General features: G+C 68.4%; 15 protein-coding genes. 5 read left to right on the forward strand and 10 right to left on the reverse strand.

All coding sequences use genetic code 11. The features are described 5' to 3' along the window. Positions 1-110 precede the first annotated feature (110 nt). Positions 111-1,640: an acyl-CoA synthetase gene (locus tag ACFXI3_RS44960; protein ID WP_378408200.1), complete on the reverse strand. Its 1,530-nt coding sequence runs from the start codon at positions 1,638-1,640 to the stop codon at positions 111-113. A 79-nt stretch (positions 1,641-1,719) separates the two neighbouring features. On the opposite strand from ACFXI3_RS44960, the gene ACFXI3_RS44965 reads away from it, so the two are divergent. From ACFXI3_RS44965 to ACFXI3_RS44975, 3 genes are read left to right on the forward strand one after another with little or no spacing between them, the layout of a single operon-like run. Beyond that, positions 1,720-2,703, forward strand: a complete 984-nt coding sequence (locus ACFXI3_RS44965) for a Zn-ribbon domain-containing OB-fold protein (protein WP_378408202.1) — start codon at positions 1,720-1,722, stop codon at positions 2,701-2,703. 6 nt (positions 2,704-2,709) lie between these two features. Further along, complete coding sequence (locus ACFXI3_RS44970; protein ID WP_370938942.1) at positions 2,710-3,762, forward strand: thiolase domain-containing protein; 1,053 nt, start codon at positions 2,710-2,712, stop codon at positions 3,760-3,762. Next, positions 3,759-4,919, forward strand: coding sequence for a thiolase domain-containing protein (locus tag ACFXI3_RS44975; RefSeq protein WP_344267676.1), 1,161 nt, complete (start codon positions 3,759-3,761; stop codon positions 4,917-4,919). Before ACFXI3_RS44970 ends, ACFXI3_RS44975 begins: the two co-directional genes overlap by 4 nt. Here the strand turns inward: ACFXI3_RS44975 and ACFXI3_RS44980 are convergent. From ACFXI3_RS44980 to ACFXI3_RS44990, 3 genes are all read right to left on the reverse strand, one after another. After that, entirely contained in the window at positions 4,916-5,944 is a 1,029-nt protein-coding gene (locus ACFXI3_RS44980) for a YhjD/YihY/BrkB family envelope integrity protein (RefSeq protein WP_344267677.1), read from the reverse strand. The genes ACFXI3_RS44975 and ACFXI3_RS44980 overlap by 4 nt on opposite strands. Before the next feature lie 43 nt (positions 5,945-5,987). Next, entirely contained in the window at positions 5,988-6,773 is a 786-nt protein-coding gene (locus ACFXI3_RS44985) for a transglutaminase family protein (RefSeq protein ID WP_378408204.1), read from the reverse strand. Between the two features lie 75 nt (positions 6,774-6,848). Further along, positions 6,849-8,075 (reverse strand): cytochrome P450, encoded by a 1,227-nt coding sequence (locus ACFXI3_RS44990; RefSeq protein WP_344267681.1) that lies wholly within the window; start codon positions 8,073-8,075, stop codon positions 6,849-6,851. Positions 8,076-8,330: 255 nt separating this feature from the next. Here ACFXI3_RS44990 and ACFXI3_RS44995 point away from each other — a divergent pair, with 255 nt between their 5' ends. Next, entirely contained in the window at positions 8,331-9,461 is a 1,131-nt protein-coding gene (locus ACFXI3_RS44995) for a steroid 3-ketoacyl-CoA thiolase (protein ID WP_378408207.1), read from the forward strand. Between the two features lie 82 nt (positions 9,462-9,543). Here ACFXI3_RS44995 and ACFXI3_RS45000 read toward each other — a convergent pair whose 3' ends face one another. Then, positions 9,544-9,921 carry a VOC family protein gene (locus ACFXI3_RS45000; RefSeq protein ID WP_378408209.1) on the reverse strand — a complete coding sequence of 126 codons (378 nt, stop codon included), beginning with the start codon at positions 9,919-9,921 and terminating at the stop codon, positions 9,544-9,546. Positions 9,922-10,257: 336 nt separating this feature from the next. Further along, the gene (locus ACFXI3_RS45005) at positions 10,258-10,740 is read right to left on the reverse strand and encodes a pyridoxamine 5'-phosphate oxidase family protein (protein ID WP_378408211.1); all 483 of its coding nucleotides are present in this window, start codon (positions 10,738-10,740) and stop codon (positions 10,258-10,260) included. Positions 10,741-10,822: 82 nt separating this feature from the next. Here ACFXI3_RS45005 and ACFXI3_RS45010 point away from each other — a divergent pair, with 82 nt between their 5' ends. Beyond that, positions 10,823-11,638 carry an alpha/beta fold hydrolase gene (locus ACFXI3_RS45010; protein ID WP_378408213.1) on the forward strand — a complete coding sequence of 272 codons (816 nt, stop codon included), beginning with the start codon at positions 10,823-10,825 and terminating at the stop codon, positions 11,636-11,638. Positions 11,639-11,663: 25 nt separating this feature from the next. Here the strand turns inward: ACFXI3_RS45010 and ACFXI3_RS45015 are convergent, their stop codons facing one another. The 4 genes from ACFXI3_RS45015 to ACFXI3_RS45030 are packed head-to-tail and all read right to left on the reverse strand — an operon-like array spanning position 11,664 to position 15,701. Further along, positions 11,664-12,827: a low temperature requirement protein A gene (locus tag ACFXI3_RS45015; RefSeq protein ID WP_378408219.1), complete on the reverse strand. Its 1,164-nt coding sequence runs from the start codon at positions 12,825-12,827 to the stop codon at positions 11,664-11,666. A gap of 41 nt (positions 12,828-12,868) precedes the next feature. Then, the gene (locus ACFXI3_RS45020) at positions 12,869-14,071 is read right to left on the reverse strand and encodes an amidohydrolase family protein (RefSeq protein WP_378408215.1); all 1,203 of its coding nucleotides are present in this window, start codon (positions 14,069-14,071) and stop codon (positions 12,869-12,871) included. Beyond that, on the reverse strand, positions 14,068-15,501 hold the full coding sequence (locus ACFXI3_RS45025; RefSeq protein ID WP_378408217.1) for a sodium:solute symporter: 1,434 nt from the start codon (positions 15,499-15,501) through the stop codon (positions 14,068-14,070). Before ACFXI3_RS45025 ends, ACFXI3_RS45020 begins: the two co-directional genes overlap by 4 nt. Before the next feature lie 2 nt (positions 15,502-15,503). After that, entirely contained in the window at positions 15,504-15,701 is a 198-nt protein-coding gene (locus tag ACFXI3_RS45030; protein ID WP_344267696.1) for a hypothetical protein, read from the reverse strand. Between the last annotated feature and the right edge of the window lie 160 nt (positions 15,702-15,861).

The following is a 15,861-nucleotide window of genomic DNA, read 5'->3' on the forward strand; positions in this document are numbered from 1 at the left end:
GGGGGGGGGGTTGCTGTATCACCTCCCTTCCCCCCCCCACACCCCCCCCCCCCGCCCGTAGTCACCATCAGGCTGAGGGGTGGTGGGCCCCCACCCCACCCCGCCTCACCTCACGAAACGTACTGATCCCGCAACTTCCGCTTGTAAAGCTTCCCATTGGGATCCCGAGGCAACTCCGGCAAGTAATCCACCGACCGAGGCAACTTGAACCGAGCCAACCGAGTCTCCGCATACGCGAGCAACTCGGCAGTCAACTCCGCCGACCCCGAAACCCCGTCCGCAGGCTGCACCACCGCCTTGATCTCCTCGCCCCAATCCTCATGCGGCACCCCGAACACAGCCACATCCGCGACCTTCGGATGCATCACCAGCTCACCCTCGATCTCCGCCGGATAAATATTCACCCCGCCGGAAATGATCATGTCCGCCTTGCGATCGTGCAGGAACAGATACCCGTCCTCGTCAAGATGCCCGACGTCGCCGAGCGTGAACAAGTCCCCGACCCGAGCCTTCTCCGTCTTGGCCTTGTCCCGGTGATACTCGAACTTGGAGTCGCCCATCTTCATGTACACCGCGCCGGTCTCGCCCGTCGGCACCTCTTCCCCGGCGTCGTCAAGAATCCGGATCGTCGACCCAGGCCACGGCAACCCGACCGACCCCGGCTTGCGCAACCAGTCCTCGCCGTTGATCACCGTTCCGCCGCCTTCAGTGGCCGCGTAATACTCCGTGACGACCGGTCCCCACCAGTCGAGCATCTGCCGCTTCACCTCAAGCGGACAAGGCGCCGCGCCGTGAATCATCACCCGCAGTGAACTGTGGTCATATTTCGCGCGCACGTCGTCCGGCAAGCCCAGCAACCGACGGAACTGCGTCGGCACCATGTGGCTGTGCGTAACCCGATGCCGCTCGATCAACCGCAGCATCTCCTCGGCATCCCACCGATCCATCAGCACCGCGGTATGCCCCAACTGCAGCGAAATAGCCACAAAATTCAGCACCGCCGTGTGATACAGCGGCGACCCGCACAAATGCACGTGATCGTCGAACGGCCGAAGCCCGAACACCCCGAAGAACCACGTCGAGGCAGCAGGCACCTGATCCGGATCAGCCCCGGTCAACGGCCGCTTGACGCCCTTGGGCCGCCCAGTCGTACCGGACGTGTAGAGCATCGGCGACCCGGCGGTCCGGTTGTCCGGCCGTCCGTCGCCGAGCCCGGCGCCCAATTCCTCGGCTCGACGGAAGCCAGGCACCGCACCGACAGCGAACCGCGCCGAAGCAGGCAGTCCGGCCTCGTCAGCCGCAGCCACCGCGACGTCGGCGAACCGCTCATGCGCCAGGAACGCCTTCGCCCCGCTGTCGGAGAGGATGTACGCGACTTCCGGCCCGACCAGATGCCAGTTCACCACCACCACGTACAGCCCGGTCTGGATCGCCGCGAAGTACGCCGCGACCAGGTCGTCGCCGTTCGGCAGCAGCAGCACCACTGAATCGCCGACGCCCAAGCCCAGCTCTCGCAAGCCAGAGGCGTACCGGTTGGCTTTCGCCGTCAGCTCGCCGTAGGAGATTTCCCGCCCGTCCGGATCCACCAGCGCCACCCGGGCGGGCTCGGCCGCGGCGATGGTCCACAGTCCCAGGTCCATCTTCCAAATCTAGAACGCGTTCCACCTAGACACAACAGGTTCCTTGCCTCGGATTCGAGAACGTGTTTCACTCGGAGCCGTGACGGTTTCGGATGCCCCTCTGTCGGCGCCGCTCAACGTCGGCTTCGACTACACCCGTTCCACCGGCCCGGTGCTCGGCCGCTTCGTCAACGCGCTGCGCGAACGCCGGATCGAGGGCGTGCGCGGCAGCGACGGACGCGTGCACGTGCCGCCGGTCGAGTACGACCCGGCCACCGCGGACCCGTTGACGGAGTTCGTCCCGGTGAGCGCGGAAGGCGTCGTCGTTTCCTGGTCCTGGTGCGCGGATCCGCTCGACGGCCAGCCGCTGTCGCGTCCGTTCGCCTGGGTGCTGGTGAAACTCGACGGCGCGGACACCAGTCTGCTGCACGCGCTCGACGCCGGTTCCCCGGACAATGTCCACATCGGACAGCGCGTGCGCGTGCGGTGGGCGGACGAGACCGTCGGCCACATCCGCGACATCGCGTACTTCCTGCCCTCCGGCGCACCGGACACCACGCCCACCGAGGCTCCGCCGCCGGTGGCGAAACGCGAGGAAGGCGCGCCGGTCAGCGTGATCATCACGCCGGTGCACCTGAAATACCAGCATTCCGCGTCGCCGGAGGAAAGCCGGTACCTGCGCGGTCTCGCCGAAGGACGGATGCTCGGCCAGCGCTGCCCGGAATGCGGCAAGGTCTACATCCCGCCGCGCGGCGCGTGCCCGGTGGACGGCGTGCCGACCACCGACGAGGTGGAACTGCCCGACGCCGGCATCGTCACGACCTTCTGCATCGTCAACGTGCCGTTCCTCGGCCAGCGTCTCAAACCGCCGTACGTCGCGGCGTACATCCTGCTCGACGGGGCCGACATCGCCTTCCTCCACCTCGTGCTCGGCTGTGCCGCCGAGGAAGTCCGGATGGGCATGCGCGTGCGCGCCAACTGGCGGCCGCGCGAGGAATGGTGGACGTCGCTGGAGAACATCAGCCACTTCGAACCCACCGGCGAGCCGGACGCCGCGTACGAGACTTTCGCCCACCACCTGTGAGGAACCATGCCTGAAGTAGCCGTAGCCGGTTTCGCGCAGGCGCCCAACGTCCGCAAGACCGAGGGCACCACCAACGGCGTGGAAATGCTCGTGCCGATCCTCGCCGAGGCCTTCGCCGCCACCGGACTGTCCAAACAAGACATCGGATTCTGGTGCTCCGGTTCGTCGGATTACCTTGCCGGACGCGCGTTTTCGTTCATCGCCGCGGTCGACGCGCTGGGTGCGTTCCCGCCGATCAACGAGTCCCATGTGGAAATGGACGCCGCGTGGGCGCTGTACGAGGCGTGGCTGAAGATCCGCACCGGTGAGGTCGACACCGCGCTCGTGTACGGCTTCGGCAAAGCCAGCGCCGGACAGCTCCGCCGCGTCATGGCGATGCAGCTGGACCCGTACCTCGTCACTCCACTGTGGCCGGACTCGCTGGCGATTGCCGGCCTGCAAGCCCGGCTGGGCCTCGAAGGCGGGCTGTGGTCCGAAAAGGACCTCGCCGAAGTCGCCGCCCGGTCTCGCGCGGATGCGGCGAACAATCCAGCCGCGCAGCTGTCCGGAACCGTGGACGTCGCTGATCTGCTCGACACTCCATATGTCGCCGATCCCCTTCGTGCGCATGACATCGCGCCGGTAACGGATGGCGCGTCGGTGATCATCCTGGCGTCGGAGGAACGAGCCCGCGACCTCGTGGAGCGGCCCGCGATCATCTCCGGGCTGGAGCACCGCATCGACTCCCCCGTGCTGGGCGCGCGCGACCTCACGCGCTCCCCGTCCACCGCCATTGCCGCGGCCCGGCTTGATCTCGACGGCGTCGAGCTGGCCGAACTGCACGCGCCATTCACGCACCAGGAACTCATCCTGCGCCGCGAACTCGGTTTCGCCGACAACGTGCGGATCAATCCGTCTGGCGGCGCACTCACCGGGAATCCGATGTTCTCCGCCGGTCTCGCGCGGATCGGCGAGGCCGCCGCGCGGATCCATCGCGGCGAGGCGGCCAAGACGCTCGCCCACGCGACCAGCGGACCCGCCCTGCAGCAGAACCTCCTCGCCGTGCTGGAGGCACGATGACCAAGCAGCTCGCCGCGGTGCTCGGGACCGGGCAGACGCACCACCGCGCGAAGCGCACCGACGTGTCGATGGCCGGTCTGCTCCGCGAAGCGATCGACCGCGCGATGGCGGACGCCCAGGTCGGCTGGGACGACATCGAAGCCGTCGTGATCGGCAAGGCACCGGACCTGTTCGAGGGCGTCATGATGCCCGAACTGTTCCTCGCGGACGCGTTGGGCGCGAACGGAAAGCCGTTGATTCGCGTCCACACCGCGGGTTCGGTGGGCGGGTCGACCGCGCTGGTCGCCGCTTCGCTGGTCCAGTCCGGAGTGCACCGGCGTGTGCTGACGGTGGCGTTCGAGAAGCAGTCCGAGTCGAACGCGATGTGGGGCCTGTCGATCCTGCCGCCGTTCCAGATGCCGGTCGGCGCTGGAGCCGGCGGGTATTTCGCGCCGCATGTGCGGTCTTACATCCGCCGTTCCGGTGCGCCCGAACACATCGGCGCGATCGTCGCGGCGAAGGATCGACGCAATGGCGCGCTGAATCCGTTCGCGCACTTGCAGCAGTCCGACATCACGGTCGAGTCGGTGCAGGCGTCGCAGATGCTGTGGGATCCGATCCGGTACGACGAAACGTGTCCGTCCTCCGACGGCGCTTGCGCGATGGTGCTCGGCGACGAAGCAGCCGGAGACGCTGTGCCCGGCGGCGCGGCCTGGATCCACGCGACCGCGATGCGGACCGAGCCCACGACGTTCGCCGGACGCGACCAGGTCAGCCCGCAAGCCGGACGTGACGCCGCGGCCGCGTTGTGGCGCGACGCGGGCATCACCGATCCGCTGTCCGAAGTGGACGTCGCGGAGATCTACGTGCCGTTCTCCTGGTTCGAGCCGATGTGGCTGGAGAACCTCGGCTTCGCCGCCGAAGGCGAAGGCTGGAAGATCACCGAAGCTGGCGACACTGCGATCGGCGGACGGCTGCCGGTGAACGCTTCTGGCGGCGTGCTGTCGTCGAATCCCATTGGCGCGTCCGGGATGCTGCGGTTTTCCGAGGCAGCGAAGCAGGTGATGGGCCGCGCTGGGGATTACCAAGTGGACGGTGCCCGAGTCGCCTTAGGACACGCCTACGGCGGCGGCTCGCAGTACTTCAGCATGTGGGTCGTCGGATCGGAAAAGCCCTAGTCTTTTCGTCGGCCTCGCAACGCGAAGAGTGTCCCTAGCGCCCCGACCATCGCGCCCAGCACAGCAGCTCGCGCACTGTGCTGCTTGGGCGCGATGATCGGGCGCAGCTGCGTCGCGGCCGGCGGCTGAATCGGTTTGCGCGGCGCGTCGCGAGCGGTGGCGGTCCAGGCGGTGATGTACACGAGCATCCGCGCGATCAGCGAAATGAAGAACAGCAGACCGATCACCGAACCGAACGCGACTCCGGACGGCGACACGCTGATCAAGTTGAGGTAGAACCCGCCAGCCTGTTTGAGCAGCTCGAATCCCACTGCCGCCGCCACCGCGCCGCGCATCGCACTGCGCCAGCCGACGCGTTCGCGCGGCAGCCGGGTGAGCACCCACAGGAACACCATCCAGTCGGCCAGCAGCGCCAGCGGCACCGAGACGAACGACAGCACGGTGTGCCCCCAGCTCGTGTCCTCGACGCCGACCAGGCTCAGCAGCGAGCGGCCGACCGCGGTGCCGGACGCCGAGATCCCGAACGACACCAGCAGCGCGGCGGCCAAGCCGAGCAGCGCGAGCACGTCCATCAGGATGGTGCGAAGCAGCGGCCCCTCGGACCGGTTCTGGCCGTACATCGCGGTGAGCGCGTCCCGCAGCGCGTTCATCCAGTTCCAGCCGGAGTACAGGCCCACGACCAGACCGGCGACCCCGACGCCGGTGCGCTGGTCCACGAACTTCGTCAGGATCGACGACACCTGCTCGCCGATCGGGCCGGGCAGCGAGCCGGAGATGCCGCGCACCAGCGCGTCGAGCAGGTGCGGTTGCGTCGCCAGGACGAACCCGGCCGCCGACGACGACAGCATCAGGATCGGCACCAGCGACAGCAGGCTGAAGTAGGTAATCGACGCGACGTAGTGGTAGCCGCCGTAGTCGATGTACCGGTTGGTGGCGCGAGCGATGTGGTCCAGCCATCGATACCGGGCACGCGCGCGGGCCCATCTGCTCGGCCCAGGGGTCTTGCGGGAACGCTTCACTGTCACTGTCTACCCAGCGGACGCGCTGTTTGTCGCAAAAGACACGCATTCAGGCCAGTACGACCGGGGCGTGCCCGTCGTCACGCGGCAGCGGCCCGTCGGTCGTGGCGAAGACGGTCGCGCCGAGGAAGTCGAGTTCGCAGCCCAGCGTCGCGAGGAACGGGGTGTCGGCGGCGTCGCGTCCGGTCGCGATGCGGAGCATGGTCTGGCGCGGGGCCAACCGGGTGGCGTCGAAGACGTACCAGCGGCCGTCGATGCCCGCTTCGAAGACCGCGTGAAAATCCATCGGCTGCAAGCCCGGCGCATACACCGACGTGTAGCGCGCGGGGACGTCCACGATTCGGCAGAGCGCGACGCATACGTGCGCGAAGTCGCGACACACGCCTTCGCCGGCGAGAAGCGTGTCGATGGCGTCGTGAGTGGGGCCGCCGGAGCCGACGACGTACGCGAGCCTGCGGTTCACGTGCTCGACGATCGCCTGCACCCGCTCGCGCGCAGTGGCGAGATCGCCGATGCCCAGCGGAAGGAGCCCGCCCATCCGGTCGGACGGGCAGTACCGGCTAGGCCGCGTATAGCGCGCGACGTCGGCGAGCGTGACAGGTTCGGCGCTGCCGCGGTGCAGCACGCGTTCGCCGTGATAGGCCACGCGATGCTCGCCCTCGGCCAGGTCGTACACCTCCGCGCGCGTGCCGTGTTCGAACTCGGCGGTGCGTGCGGAACCGGCGTCGGACACGGTGAGTTCACCGGCGTCCGCGCGCACGGCGGCGACCGAGATCGCGGCGAGGCCGGGTTTCGTCACCCGGACGCCGAATTCCGCGTCTACCGTCGTGCGCACGGGGCCATCATGCCGGTGCGTCGTGCTCCTTGCCGATCAGGTGCGTCACCCGGGCGTTTCGCCTGCCCAGTCTGCTCAGGCGTAGCGGACCTGGTAGTGCTTGATCCCGTTGAGCCAGCTGGAACGCAGCCGCTCGGGCGCGGCGGCCTCGGCGATGTTCGGCATCACGTCGGCGATCGCGTTGAAGATCAGGTCGATCTCCAGCCGGGCCAGGTTCGCGCCGATGCAGTAGTGCGAACCGGTGCCGCCGAAGCCGACGTGCTGGTTGTCCTCGCGCATGATGTCGAACTTGCCGGGATCGTCGAAGACCTCGGGGTCGAAGTTGGCCGAGCTGTAGAACATCCCGACGCGGTCGCCCTTGCGGATCCGCGCGCCGCCCAGTTCGGTGTCGCGGGTCGCGGTGCGCTGGAACGCGACGACCGGCGTCGCCCAGCGGACGATCTCGTCCGGCGCGGTCTTCGGGCGCTTTTCCTTGAAGAGGTCCCACTGCTCCGGGTGGTCGAGGAACGCCTTCATGCCGTGCGTGATGGCGTTGCGGGTGGTCTCGTTGCCCGCGACGGCCAGCAGGATCACGAAGAAGGCGAACTCGTCGGAGCCGAGCGATTCGCCGTCGACGTCGGCCTGGACGAGCTTCGTGACGATGTCGTCCATCGGGCAGCGGCGACGGTCCTCGGCCATGTTCCAGGCGTAGCCGACGATCTCGGCGGAGGCGGCGAGCGGCTCGACGTCGTACTCGGGGTCGTCGTAGGCGATCATCTGGTTGGACCAGTCGAAGATCTTGAGCCGGTCCTCCTGCGGCACGCCGATCAGCTCGGCGATCGCCTGCAGCGGCAGCTCGCACGCGACGTCGATGACGAAGTCGCCCGAGCCCTTTTTCTTGGCCTCGTGGACGATTCGCTCGGCGCGGTCGCGCAAGGTGTCCTCGAGCTTCGAGATCGAGCGCGGGGTGAACCCCTTCGACACGATGCGGCGGAGCTTGGTGTGCTGCGGCGCGTCCATGTTCAGCAGGACCAGCCGGTTGGCGTCGAGGCCTTCCTGGGTCATCTGGTCGTCGAACCGGATGATCGCGGTCTTCTCGCCTGACGAATAGAGTTCGCTGTCGCGCGAGACCGCCTTGACGTCGGCGTGTCGCGTGACGACCCAGTAGCCGTCGTCGCCGAATCCGGCGGTGTTGTGCGGCTGCGGGTTCCACCAGACGGGCGCCGTGCGGCGGAGTTCGGCGAACTCCTCCAGGGGCAGCCGGCTGGCGTAGAGGTCCGGATCGGTGAAGTCGAAACCGGCGGGCAAAAGCGGGGCTGCCACGGCTTGGCCTCCTGCGCGGGATCGGCGGTGATACCCAACTGCAACGCGTTCTATGACCCCAGTAGAGCATACGGTGTTAACCAACGGAACCCGCTTGAGTGAAACCTGTTTACTTTACCGTTCCAGAACCGGTTGGCGCTGGTGAGCGCTTGCTCAGGATCCAGTGATCGACTTCCGCTTTTTCGTGGGCTTGCTTGTGTTGAATAGGAACGTGTTCTAGTTTTGCGGGGTACGGAGCTCGGAAAGGGGACACTCGTGGGCGAACCGGTGATCGTGGCCGCGGCACGCACGCCGATCGGCAAGCGCGGCGGCTGGCTGTCCGGCCTGCACGCGGCCGAACTGCTGGGCGCGGCCGTGCGCGGGGTGGTCGACCGGGCCGGCATCGACCCGGCCCAGGTGGAACAGGTGATCGGCGGGGCGGTCACGCAGGCGGGCGAGCAGTGCGGCAACCTGACCCGCACCGCGTGGCTGCACGCGGGCCTGCCGGAATCGACCGGGGCCACGACGATCGACGCGCAATGCGGTTCGGCGCAGCAGGCCGCGCATCTGGTCGCCGGCCTGATCGCGGCGGACGCGATCAGCGTCGGCGTGGCATGCGGGGCCGAGGCGATGAGCCGCGTGCCGCTCGGCGCGAACCGCGGCGAGAGCGTCGGCTCCCCCAAACCGGACGCGTGGTCGATCGACATGCCGGACCAATACGGTGCGGCAGAACGGATCGCGGCCCGGCGAGGCATCACGCGCGAGGACGTCGACGCCTTCGGGGTGCGCTCCCAGGCCAATGCCGCGGCGGCCTGGGCGGCCGGGCATTTCTCCCGGGAGATCGTGCCGGTCACGACGGAAGCCGGTGTGGTGGACCGGGATCAGGGACTGCGAGAGACCACAATGGAGGGTCTGGCCCGGTTGAAGCCGGTGGTGCCGGACGGAATCCACACGGCAGGCTCGTCGTCCCAAATCTCCGACGGCGCCGCCGCGGTGCTGATCATGGACGCTTCGTTGGCCCGCTCGCTGGGCCTGCGCCCGCGCGCCCGGATCCGGCGGCAGGCCTTGGTCGGCGCGGAGCCGTACTACCACCTGGACGGTCCTGTTCAAGCCACTGCGCGGGTTTTGGACGCGGCCGGGATGAAGATCGGCGACGTGGACCTGTTCGAGGTGAACGAGGCGTTCGCGTCGGTCGTGCTTTCGTGGCAGCGCATGCACAATCCGGACGAGTCGCGAGTGAATGTCAACGGCGGCGCGATCGCCCTCGGACACCCGGTAGGAAGCACCGGCGCGCGGCTGTTGACGACGGCGTTGCATGAACTGGAACGCCAGGACAAGACGACGGCCCTGGTGTCGATGTGCGCTGGCGGCGCGATGGCTACGGCGACGATTTTGGAACGGATGTGAGCTGCTGGCCCGGGTCGTGGATCCGGGCCAGCTTTCTGCTGGGCTGGCACCGTGTCCGGCGTTGCTCACCCAGCTGAGTTCGTCAGGGTCGGTCGTCTGTCCAGAAGCAGAACGGATGCCCGACTGGGTCCATCAACACCCGCACATCCTCTTGCGGTTGGAACCCCGCCACCCGAGCACCCGCGGCGACCGCCTTCGCGACGGCGGCCTCCAACGCGGCGCGACCGTCGACTTCGAAGTCGAGGTGCAGCTGCATCTGCTGCTCCCCGGCGCCGGCCGGCCACACGGGCGGCACGTACCGCGCCTCCAGCTGAAACGACAGCCCTGCCCCACCTTCCGGCGGACGCAAGGTGACCCAGTCCGGCTCGTCAGCGCCGATGGGCCACCCGAGCAGCTCGCGGTAGAACTCGGCCAGCGCCCGGGGTTCGGGCGCGTCGAGCACGGTGGACGTGAGTTTCATCAGCCCAGGTTAGAGCTTCGACCGGCTCGTTCCCTGTCGTTGGCGCTCACCGCTTCTCGCGGGCAGTTCTCTTCGCCTCGACCGGCGTGCGCCGCCGCGACGCGCGGCTAATTGGCTCGACAAGCCAGCCCCAGCCACGCGACCTGGCCGCCTTGCCTCGACCGCCTCACCAGAGATGCGACCAGCCCGCTCACCTAGACCGCCTCACCACCGATGCGCCCTGCCCGCCTCACCTCGATCCGCTCGCACCGCCACGCCATCCGGCCGCCCCGCCACGCCAGCGGGCCAACCACCCCTCAACCAGCCAACCTCCTCAAACCCTCCGTCCCCTCCCCTTCACCCGAGCTCCAGCTCCGTCCGCACCGCGGGACCGTTGTCCGGCCTCGCGAAGCGCACCCAGCTCCCCGGGTGCCACGATTCGATCCACAGCGTGTTGTCCTCCACCCACGTCACCACGGCCTCCCGCAGGTCCAGCCGGAACAGGTGGCTCTCCTGTCCCTCCTGGATCCGCGTTCTCTCCGCCGGGTCGGTGATCTCCACCGCGCGGCCGGCGATTTTCGCGTCGCCACCTTCCTCGATGCCGGGGCAGGCGTGCAGGGCGAAGCGATCGTCGCGCCGGAGGTCGCGGGCCTTCAGCGCGTCGAGCATCGACCCGAGGTAGGCCTCGCCGTCCCGGAAGTCGATCTCCGAACCGCTCACCCGCGGCGAACCGTCGCTTCGGAGGGTGGCCAGGACGTGCGAATCCGCGGCATCGAAACGGGCTCGTACGCGCGAGGCCAGCGACGGGACGGCGGCACTGAACTCATCCCAACTCGTCATCTCCGGAGTCTCGCACCCCCCACCGACAAAAACCGGCGTCCCGGAAGCGATCGGGTGACCCTGGTTGTGCTTGACTCTCGGCATGATCGCGGAAGATGCGGAGACTGCCGAGCATCGCTGTCCGGTCGAGGGCGGCGAACTGGCCGTCCGCACGACCGGCGAGGGGCCGCACCTGCTGCTGGTCCCCGGCGGGACCGGCGCGGCGGACTCGTTCCGGGCGCTGGTCAAGCTTGTGCGCACCGACTTCACCGTGATCACCTACGACCGTCGCGGGCATTTCGCCAGCACCGACACCACAACTGGGCCGGTTCCGGTGCCGCTGCAGGCGGACGACGCGCTCGCCGTTCTCGACCACGTCGCCGGGAGCGAGCCGGTTTCGATGTTCGGGACCAGTGCCGGCGCGCTGATCGGGCTGGATCTCGTCGCGCGGTATCCGGACCGGGTGACGACGTTCGTCGCGCACGAGCCGCCGGCTATTCAGCTGATGCCGGACGCCGCGGGGATTCTGGAGGCCGCGGCGGCGCAGGTCCGGTTGGCCCGTTCGGGTGATCTGATGGGCGCGGTCACTCGGTTCGCGGACGGCATCGCCGGCGCCGCGCTGCCGGACCTGCCGCATCTGCGGCTGCCGAACGAAAGCGACTGGCTCCGGCTGTTCGACCGCGAGCTGACCGAGTTCTTCGACTATCTCCCGGACTTGCGCGCGCTGCGCCGCACGAACACCGAGATCGTGCCGGTCGCCGGGGAGGCCAGCCGCGGCTGGTATCACTACCAGCCCGCCAAAATCCTCGCCCTCGAACTGGGGCTGCCGTTCACCGAGACGCCGGGCGCGCACCTGGCGCCGCAACGGAATCCGGCCAAATTCGCTGCGGCGCTGAAGGACCTTCTCGCCAACGCTTGAGAGCTGCGCGGCGGCAAAGAGCCCCTCACGCGGCGGAACCGGCAGCGGCAACCCGCTTCCGCCGCGGAAACTCCCGCACCAAGCTCGGGACAATAGCCAACAGCAGCAGCCACAAGAACCGCGCCGGAGTCAGGCCCCCGCCGACCGCGCCGAGGACGGCCGGAATTCCCCATCCGGCGAGCACACCGACGAAATCCCACCGTTTCCACGTCCCGGAAGCCACCCGAGCGACCGCGCCCACCACGGTGAACGCCGCGACGCACCCGCACAGCAACCACCGCGTCCCGGCGGCGACGTGGCCGTGCGCGACAGACTCCACCGCGTCCCCGAAACCCGCCGCCGACGCGGCCAGCAACCCCGCCACCAGGCAGTGCATCGGCAGCAAAACCCGCGGCCCCCAAGCGGTCTGGGACAAATACGGGATCCCGCCGAACCCCTGGAACAGCGCCGCTCCCCACAAAGCCGCCAGCAGCGCCAGCACCCCGAGCACAGTCGAGAGCAACGACCAGTCCCAGTCCTGAATCTCCGTCATCGCGTCGGTGACCGTCAGCACGCCCTCGCCCAGCACGATGATCGTGAACAGCCCCAGCCGCTCGCCGAAATGCGCGATATCCAAGTGCGCGAAGGCCAGCCCCGGCGCCGGCCGCTTCGACTGGGTCGCCCGTTCCGCCACCTTGGCCGCGAGCTGCTCCCCCGACATCGTCAGCCCGGCCACCAGGTCGATCCCCAGTCCCAGCGCCCACAGCGCGTACTTCCAAGGCGCGTCGACCCAGAACGAGACAAACCACGGCACCACGCCCATCCCCGCGTGCACGATCGGCCATTCGACGATGATCCGCGTGCTTCCCTGGCCTTCCCACACCCGGCTCGCGAGCCCGCGCACCGCGACGTAAGCGATGGCGAAGCCCTGCGCGTGCTCGCCGATGTCATGCACCGAACCCGCCATGAAGACCAGCCCGGCCATCGCGAGCAGCAGCGGCATGGTGCGCGCCGCCGAACCGGTGACGTTGCCGTACACGGTGAAGCACATCCACGCGGTCCAGAACGCGAGGAAGCACACGACGTAGAGGCCGGCGTCGCTCCAGGAGGTCGTTCCGCGCACGAGATGCGAAAGCTGGGCGACGCCGGCGACCGCGACCAGGTCGAAGAAGAGTTCGAGCCAGGACGCGTGGCGTTCCTCGGTTTTCATGATCACGGCGCACAGTATGCCGTGATCATGAAACCGCCACCTCAAACCGCGCGCGCTCCGTCCTGCCACACTTCCCGAACGTTCCCCGCCAAAGCCGGGAAATCGTAGATATCGCCCGAAACGACCACAAGGTCCGCGCGGTATCCCGGAGCCAGCCGGCCCAGTTCAGCGTCCTTGCCCAGCAGCTGAGCGGCCGACGAAGTGGCGGCGACCAGCACGTCCGCGGGACTCATCCCGGCCGAGCGCATCAGCTCCAACTCTTCGAGGTTGGTCCCGTGCGGGCCGACGCCGCTGTCGGTGCCCATCGCGATCCGGACCCCGGCCGCGACCGCCCGGCGCACCGAATCCAGATGCACCTCCGCGACCTCTTTCGCCTTCTGCACCACCGCATCCGGCAACGCCGCGCCCGCGGCCGCCGCGCGGATGACGTTCACCGGCGCCACCAGCGTCGGGACCAGCCACGTGCCGCGCGCGAGCATCAGTTCGATCGCCTCGTCGTCGAGGTAGATGCCGTGTTCGATCGACCGGATCCCGGCGCGGACGGCGTTCTTGATCCCCTCCGCGCCCTGTGCGTGGGCCATCACCGCACGCCCCTGCATGGTCGCTTCGGCGACCAGGACGTCCAATTCCTCAAGCGTGAACTGCGAATGCCGGGGATCGTCCCGCGGCGACAGCACCCCGCCGGTGGTGCAGACCTTCAGCACGTCGGCCCCGGCCCGCAACAGAGTGCGCGCGACCCGGCGCATCTCGTCCGGACCGTCGGCCAGCGCGCTCGGGCGGCCGGGATGCGGGAGCGACAGCGGAACGCAATGCCCGGACGGCATCCAGCCGTCGCCGTGCCCGCCGGTCGGACTGATCAGGCCGATCGCGATTTCCAGGCGCGGCCCGGGAATCAGGCCGTCCGCGACCGCCTGCTTGATGCCGAGATCGGCCCCGGCGGCGTCGCGCACCGTGGTGATGCCGAGCTTCAGCGTGGTCCACAGGTTCCGCGCCGCCTCATAGAACTGGTACGAGAACGGCTTCTGCACCCGCTGCAGCAACCCGAGATCCGACACCGTGACGTGCACGTGGCAGTCGAACATCCCGGGCAGCAGCATCGCGCCGGTGCAGTCCACCGCGCGGTCGCCGTCGAGGCCGGTGCCGACCTCGACGATCCGGCCGTCCTCGACCGCGACGTCCGCCGGCGCGGGCGGGCTGCCCGTCCCGTCGAACACCGTGCCGCCGGCGAAAAGGGTCCGCGTCATACCGGTTCTCCTGTCTCCACGATGTCTCCGGACCGGGTCACGGCCCGTTCGACAGCCGCCGCGATCGCGAGCACGACCACGTTGACCGCCAGCCCGACCAGCCCGACGTTCACCGTGCCGACGAGCTTGGTGTCCACAAAGGTCAGCCAGATCACCACGACCTCGCCCGCCAGCAGCCCGGCGAACACCGGCGCCTTGCCCACCGGGACCTTCTTCAGGAAGCCCAGCAGGTTCGCCGGGGCCAGCTGCACCGACCCGGAATAGGTGAGCAGCAGCAGGTTCGCCAGCAGGTCCGGCCGGTAGATGCCGAGCACCAGGGCGAGCGCGCTGGCCAGCACGACCGTCCCGTGATTGATCCAGAACTGCTTGCGTTCGCTGCGCACCCGGGTGATGTTGCGGGCCACCAAAGAGGAAATGCCGATCAGGATCCCCGCCGCGGGCACCATCGCGGTGGCCGTCGCGGCGACGACCACGAGACCGGTGACCCAGCCCGGCAGCGCGTCCTTGCTCAGCGTCAGCAGCACGCCGTTCGGGTCGCTTCCCTTCGGCACCACCAGGATCGCCGCGAAACCGATGATCATCGGCAGCAGCAGGCACAGCTCGTACACCGGCATCCAGGTGTAGTTGCGGCGCAGCACCTTCGGATCGCGCGCGGACATCAGCGCAGGCCAGGTGTGCGGCAGCGTCATCAGCCCGACGCCGATCGCGCTCACCAGCATGCTCGTGATGAACCACGTGTGGTCATTGGCCCCGGCGTGCACGAACAGCTTCTCCGGATGCAACTGGTCGATCTTGTGGAACACGCCCGACACGCCGCCGGCGAAATGCGCGGGCACCGCGACGATCAGCACCACCAGGACGACGAGCATGATCGCGTCCTTGAAATACGACGTCGCCGCCACGCCGCGCAGCCCGGCCCACAACACGAACGCGACCACCAGGACGCTGCCCGCGATCATGCTGAGCGTGCCGGACGCGTGGTCGCCGGTCACGAGCCGGACGATCAGCCCGAGCCCGGTGATCTGCAACTGCAGATACGGCAGCACGAACACGACGCCGAGGATCGCCGACACCGTGCCGAGCGCGCGGCTCGAGAACCGGTCTTCGAGGAAGTCGCCCTGGGTCAGGTAGCCGCGCTCCTTGCCCATCCGCCAGATCCGCTTGGCCAGGAAAAACAGGACCACGTAAGCGATCGGCACATACGGCAGCGCGTACATCGCGGCCACGCCGCCGGAGAACGCCAACCCGGCCATGCCGAGGAAGGTGAAGGTCGTGAAAACCTCCCCGGCCTGCAAAAACCACATGGTGAGCGCGCCGAACTTCCGGCCGCCGACGGTCCATTCCGCGAGATCCGCGGCAGGACGGCGACGGCCGACGAAGCCCAGCACGCCGATCAGCACGATGCCGACGAGAGTGAAAGCGAGGATCATCGTCAATCCTCCTGTCCGCTGCGGGACATCAGCCGTTCGGACAGCAGCAGGGCCGGGGTGAACATGAGACACCAGAAGGCGCCCCAGACCATCATCTTCGGCAAGCCCAGCCAGAGGCCGGACGAGTTGACGAACGGCAGGAACGGCATGAGGACGAGTGCGGCGACGGGGACGGCAGGAGGGAGATAGTAGCTACGCATGGGATCACGCTGCCAGAACAGTGTTGATGGCGCCGACTTCGTCGGCGCGGGCGGGATCGCCTTTAAGTCGGCGTGTGGAGAGGCAGTGCGCCCGGCCCGGGGGGCCGTGCACACTGCCTCTCCAGTCTCTTATACACCAAAGACGCTGCCGACGATAGGG

This window comes from Amycolatopsis sp. NPDC059235, from assembly GCF_042754125.1.
Taxonomy (GTDB): Bacteria; Actinomycetota; Actinomycetes; order Mycobacteriales; family Pseudonocardiaceae; genus Amycolatopsis; species Amycolatopsis albidoflava.

Excerpts from the sequence above, each read along its gene's own strand:
- ACFXI3_RS44960 (WP_378408200.1), bottom strand. The coding sequence starts at position 1,640 with ATGGACCTGGGACTGTGGACCATCGCCGCGGCCGAGCCCGCCCGGGTG.
- ACFXI3_RS44970 (WP_370938942.1), top strand. The coding sequence starts at position 2,710 with ATGCCTGAAGTAGCCGTAGCCGGTTTCGCGCAGGCGCCCAACGTCCGC.
- ACFXI3_RS44975 (WP_344267676.1), top strand. The coding sequence starts at position 3,759 with ATGACCAAGCAGCTCGCCGCGGTGCTCGGGACCGGGCAGACGCACCAC.
- ACFXI3_RS45000 (WP_378408209.1), bottom strand. The coding sequence starts at position 9,921 with ATGAAACTCACGTCCACCGTGCTCGACGCGCCCGAACCCCGGGCGCTG.
- ACFXI3_RS45005 (WP_378408211.1), bottom strand. The coding sequence starts at position 10,740 with ATGACGAGTTGGGATGAGTTCAGTGCCGCCGTCCCGTCGCTGGCCTCG.
- ACFXI3_RS45010 (WP_378408213.1), top strand. The coding sequence starts at position 10,823 with ATGATCGCGGAAGATGCGGAGACTGCCGAGCATCGCTGTCCGGTCGAG.
- ACFXI3_RS45015 (WP_378408219.1), bottom strand. The coding sequence starts at position 12,827 with ATGAAAACCGAGGAACGCCACGCGTCCTGGCTCGAACTCTTCTTCGAC.
- ACFXI3_RS45020 (WP_378408215.1), bottom strand. The coding sequence starts at position 14,071 with ATGACGCGGACCCTTTTCGCCGGCGGCACGGTGTTCGACGGGACGGGC.
- ACFXI3_RS45025 (WP_378408217.1), bottom strand. The coding sequence starts at position 15,501 with ATGATCCTCGCTTTCACTCTCGTCGGCATCGTGCTGATCGGCGTGCTG.
- ACFXI3_RS45030 (WP_344267696.1), bottom strand. The coding sequence starts at position 15,701 with ATGCGTAGCTACTATCTCCCTCCTGCCGTCCCCGTCGCCGCACTCGTC.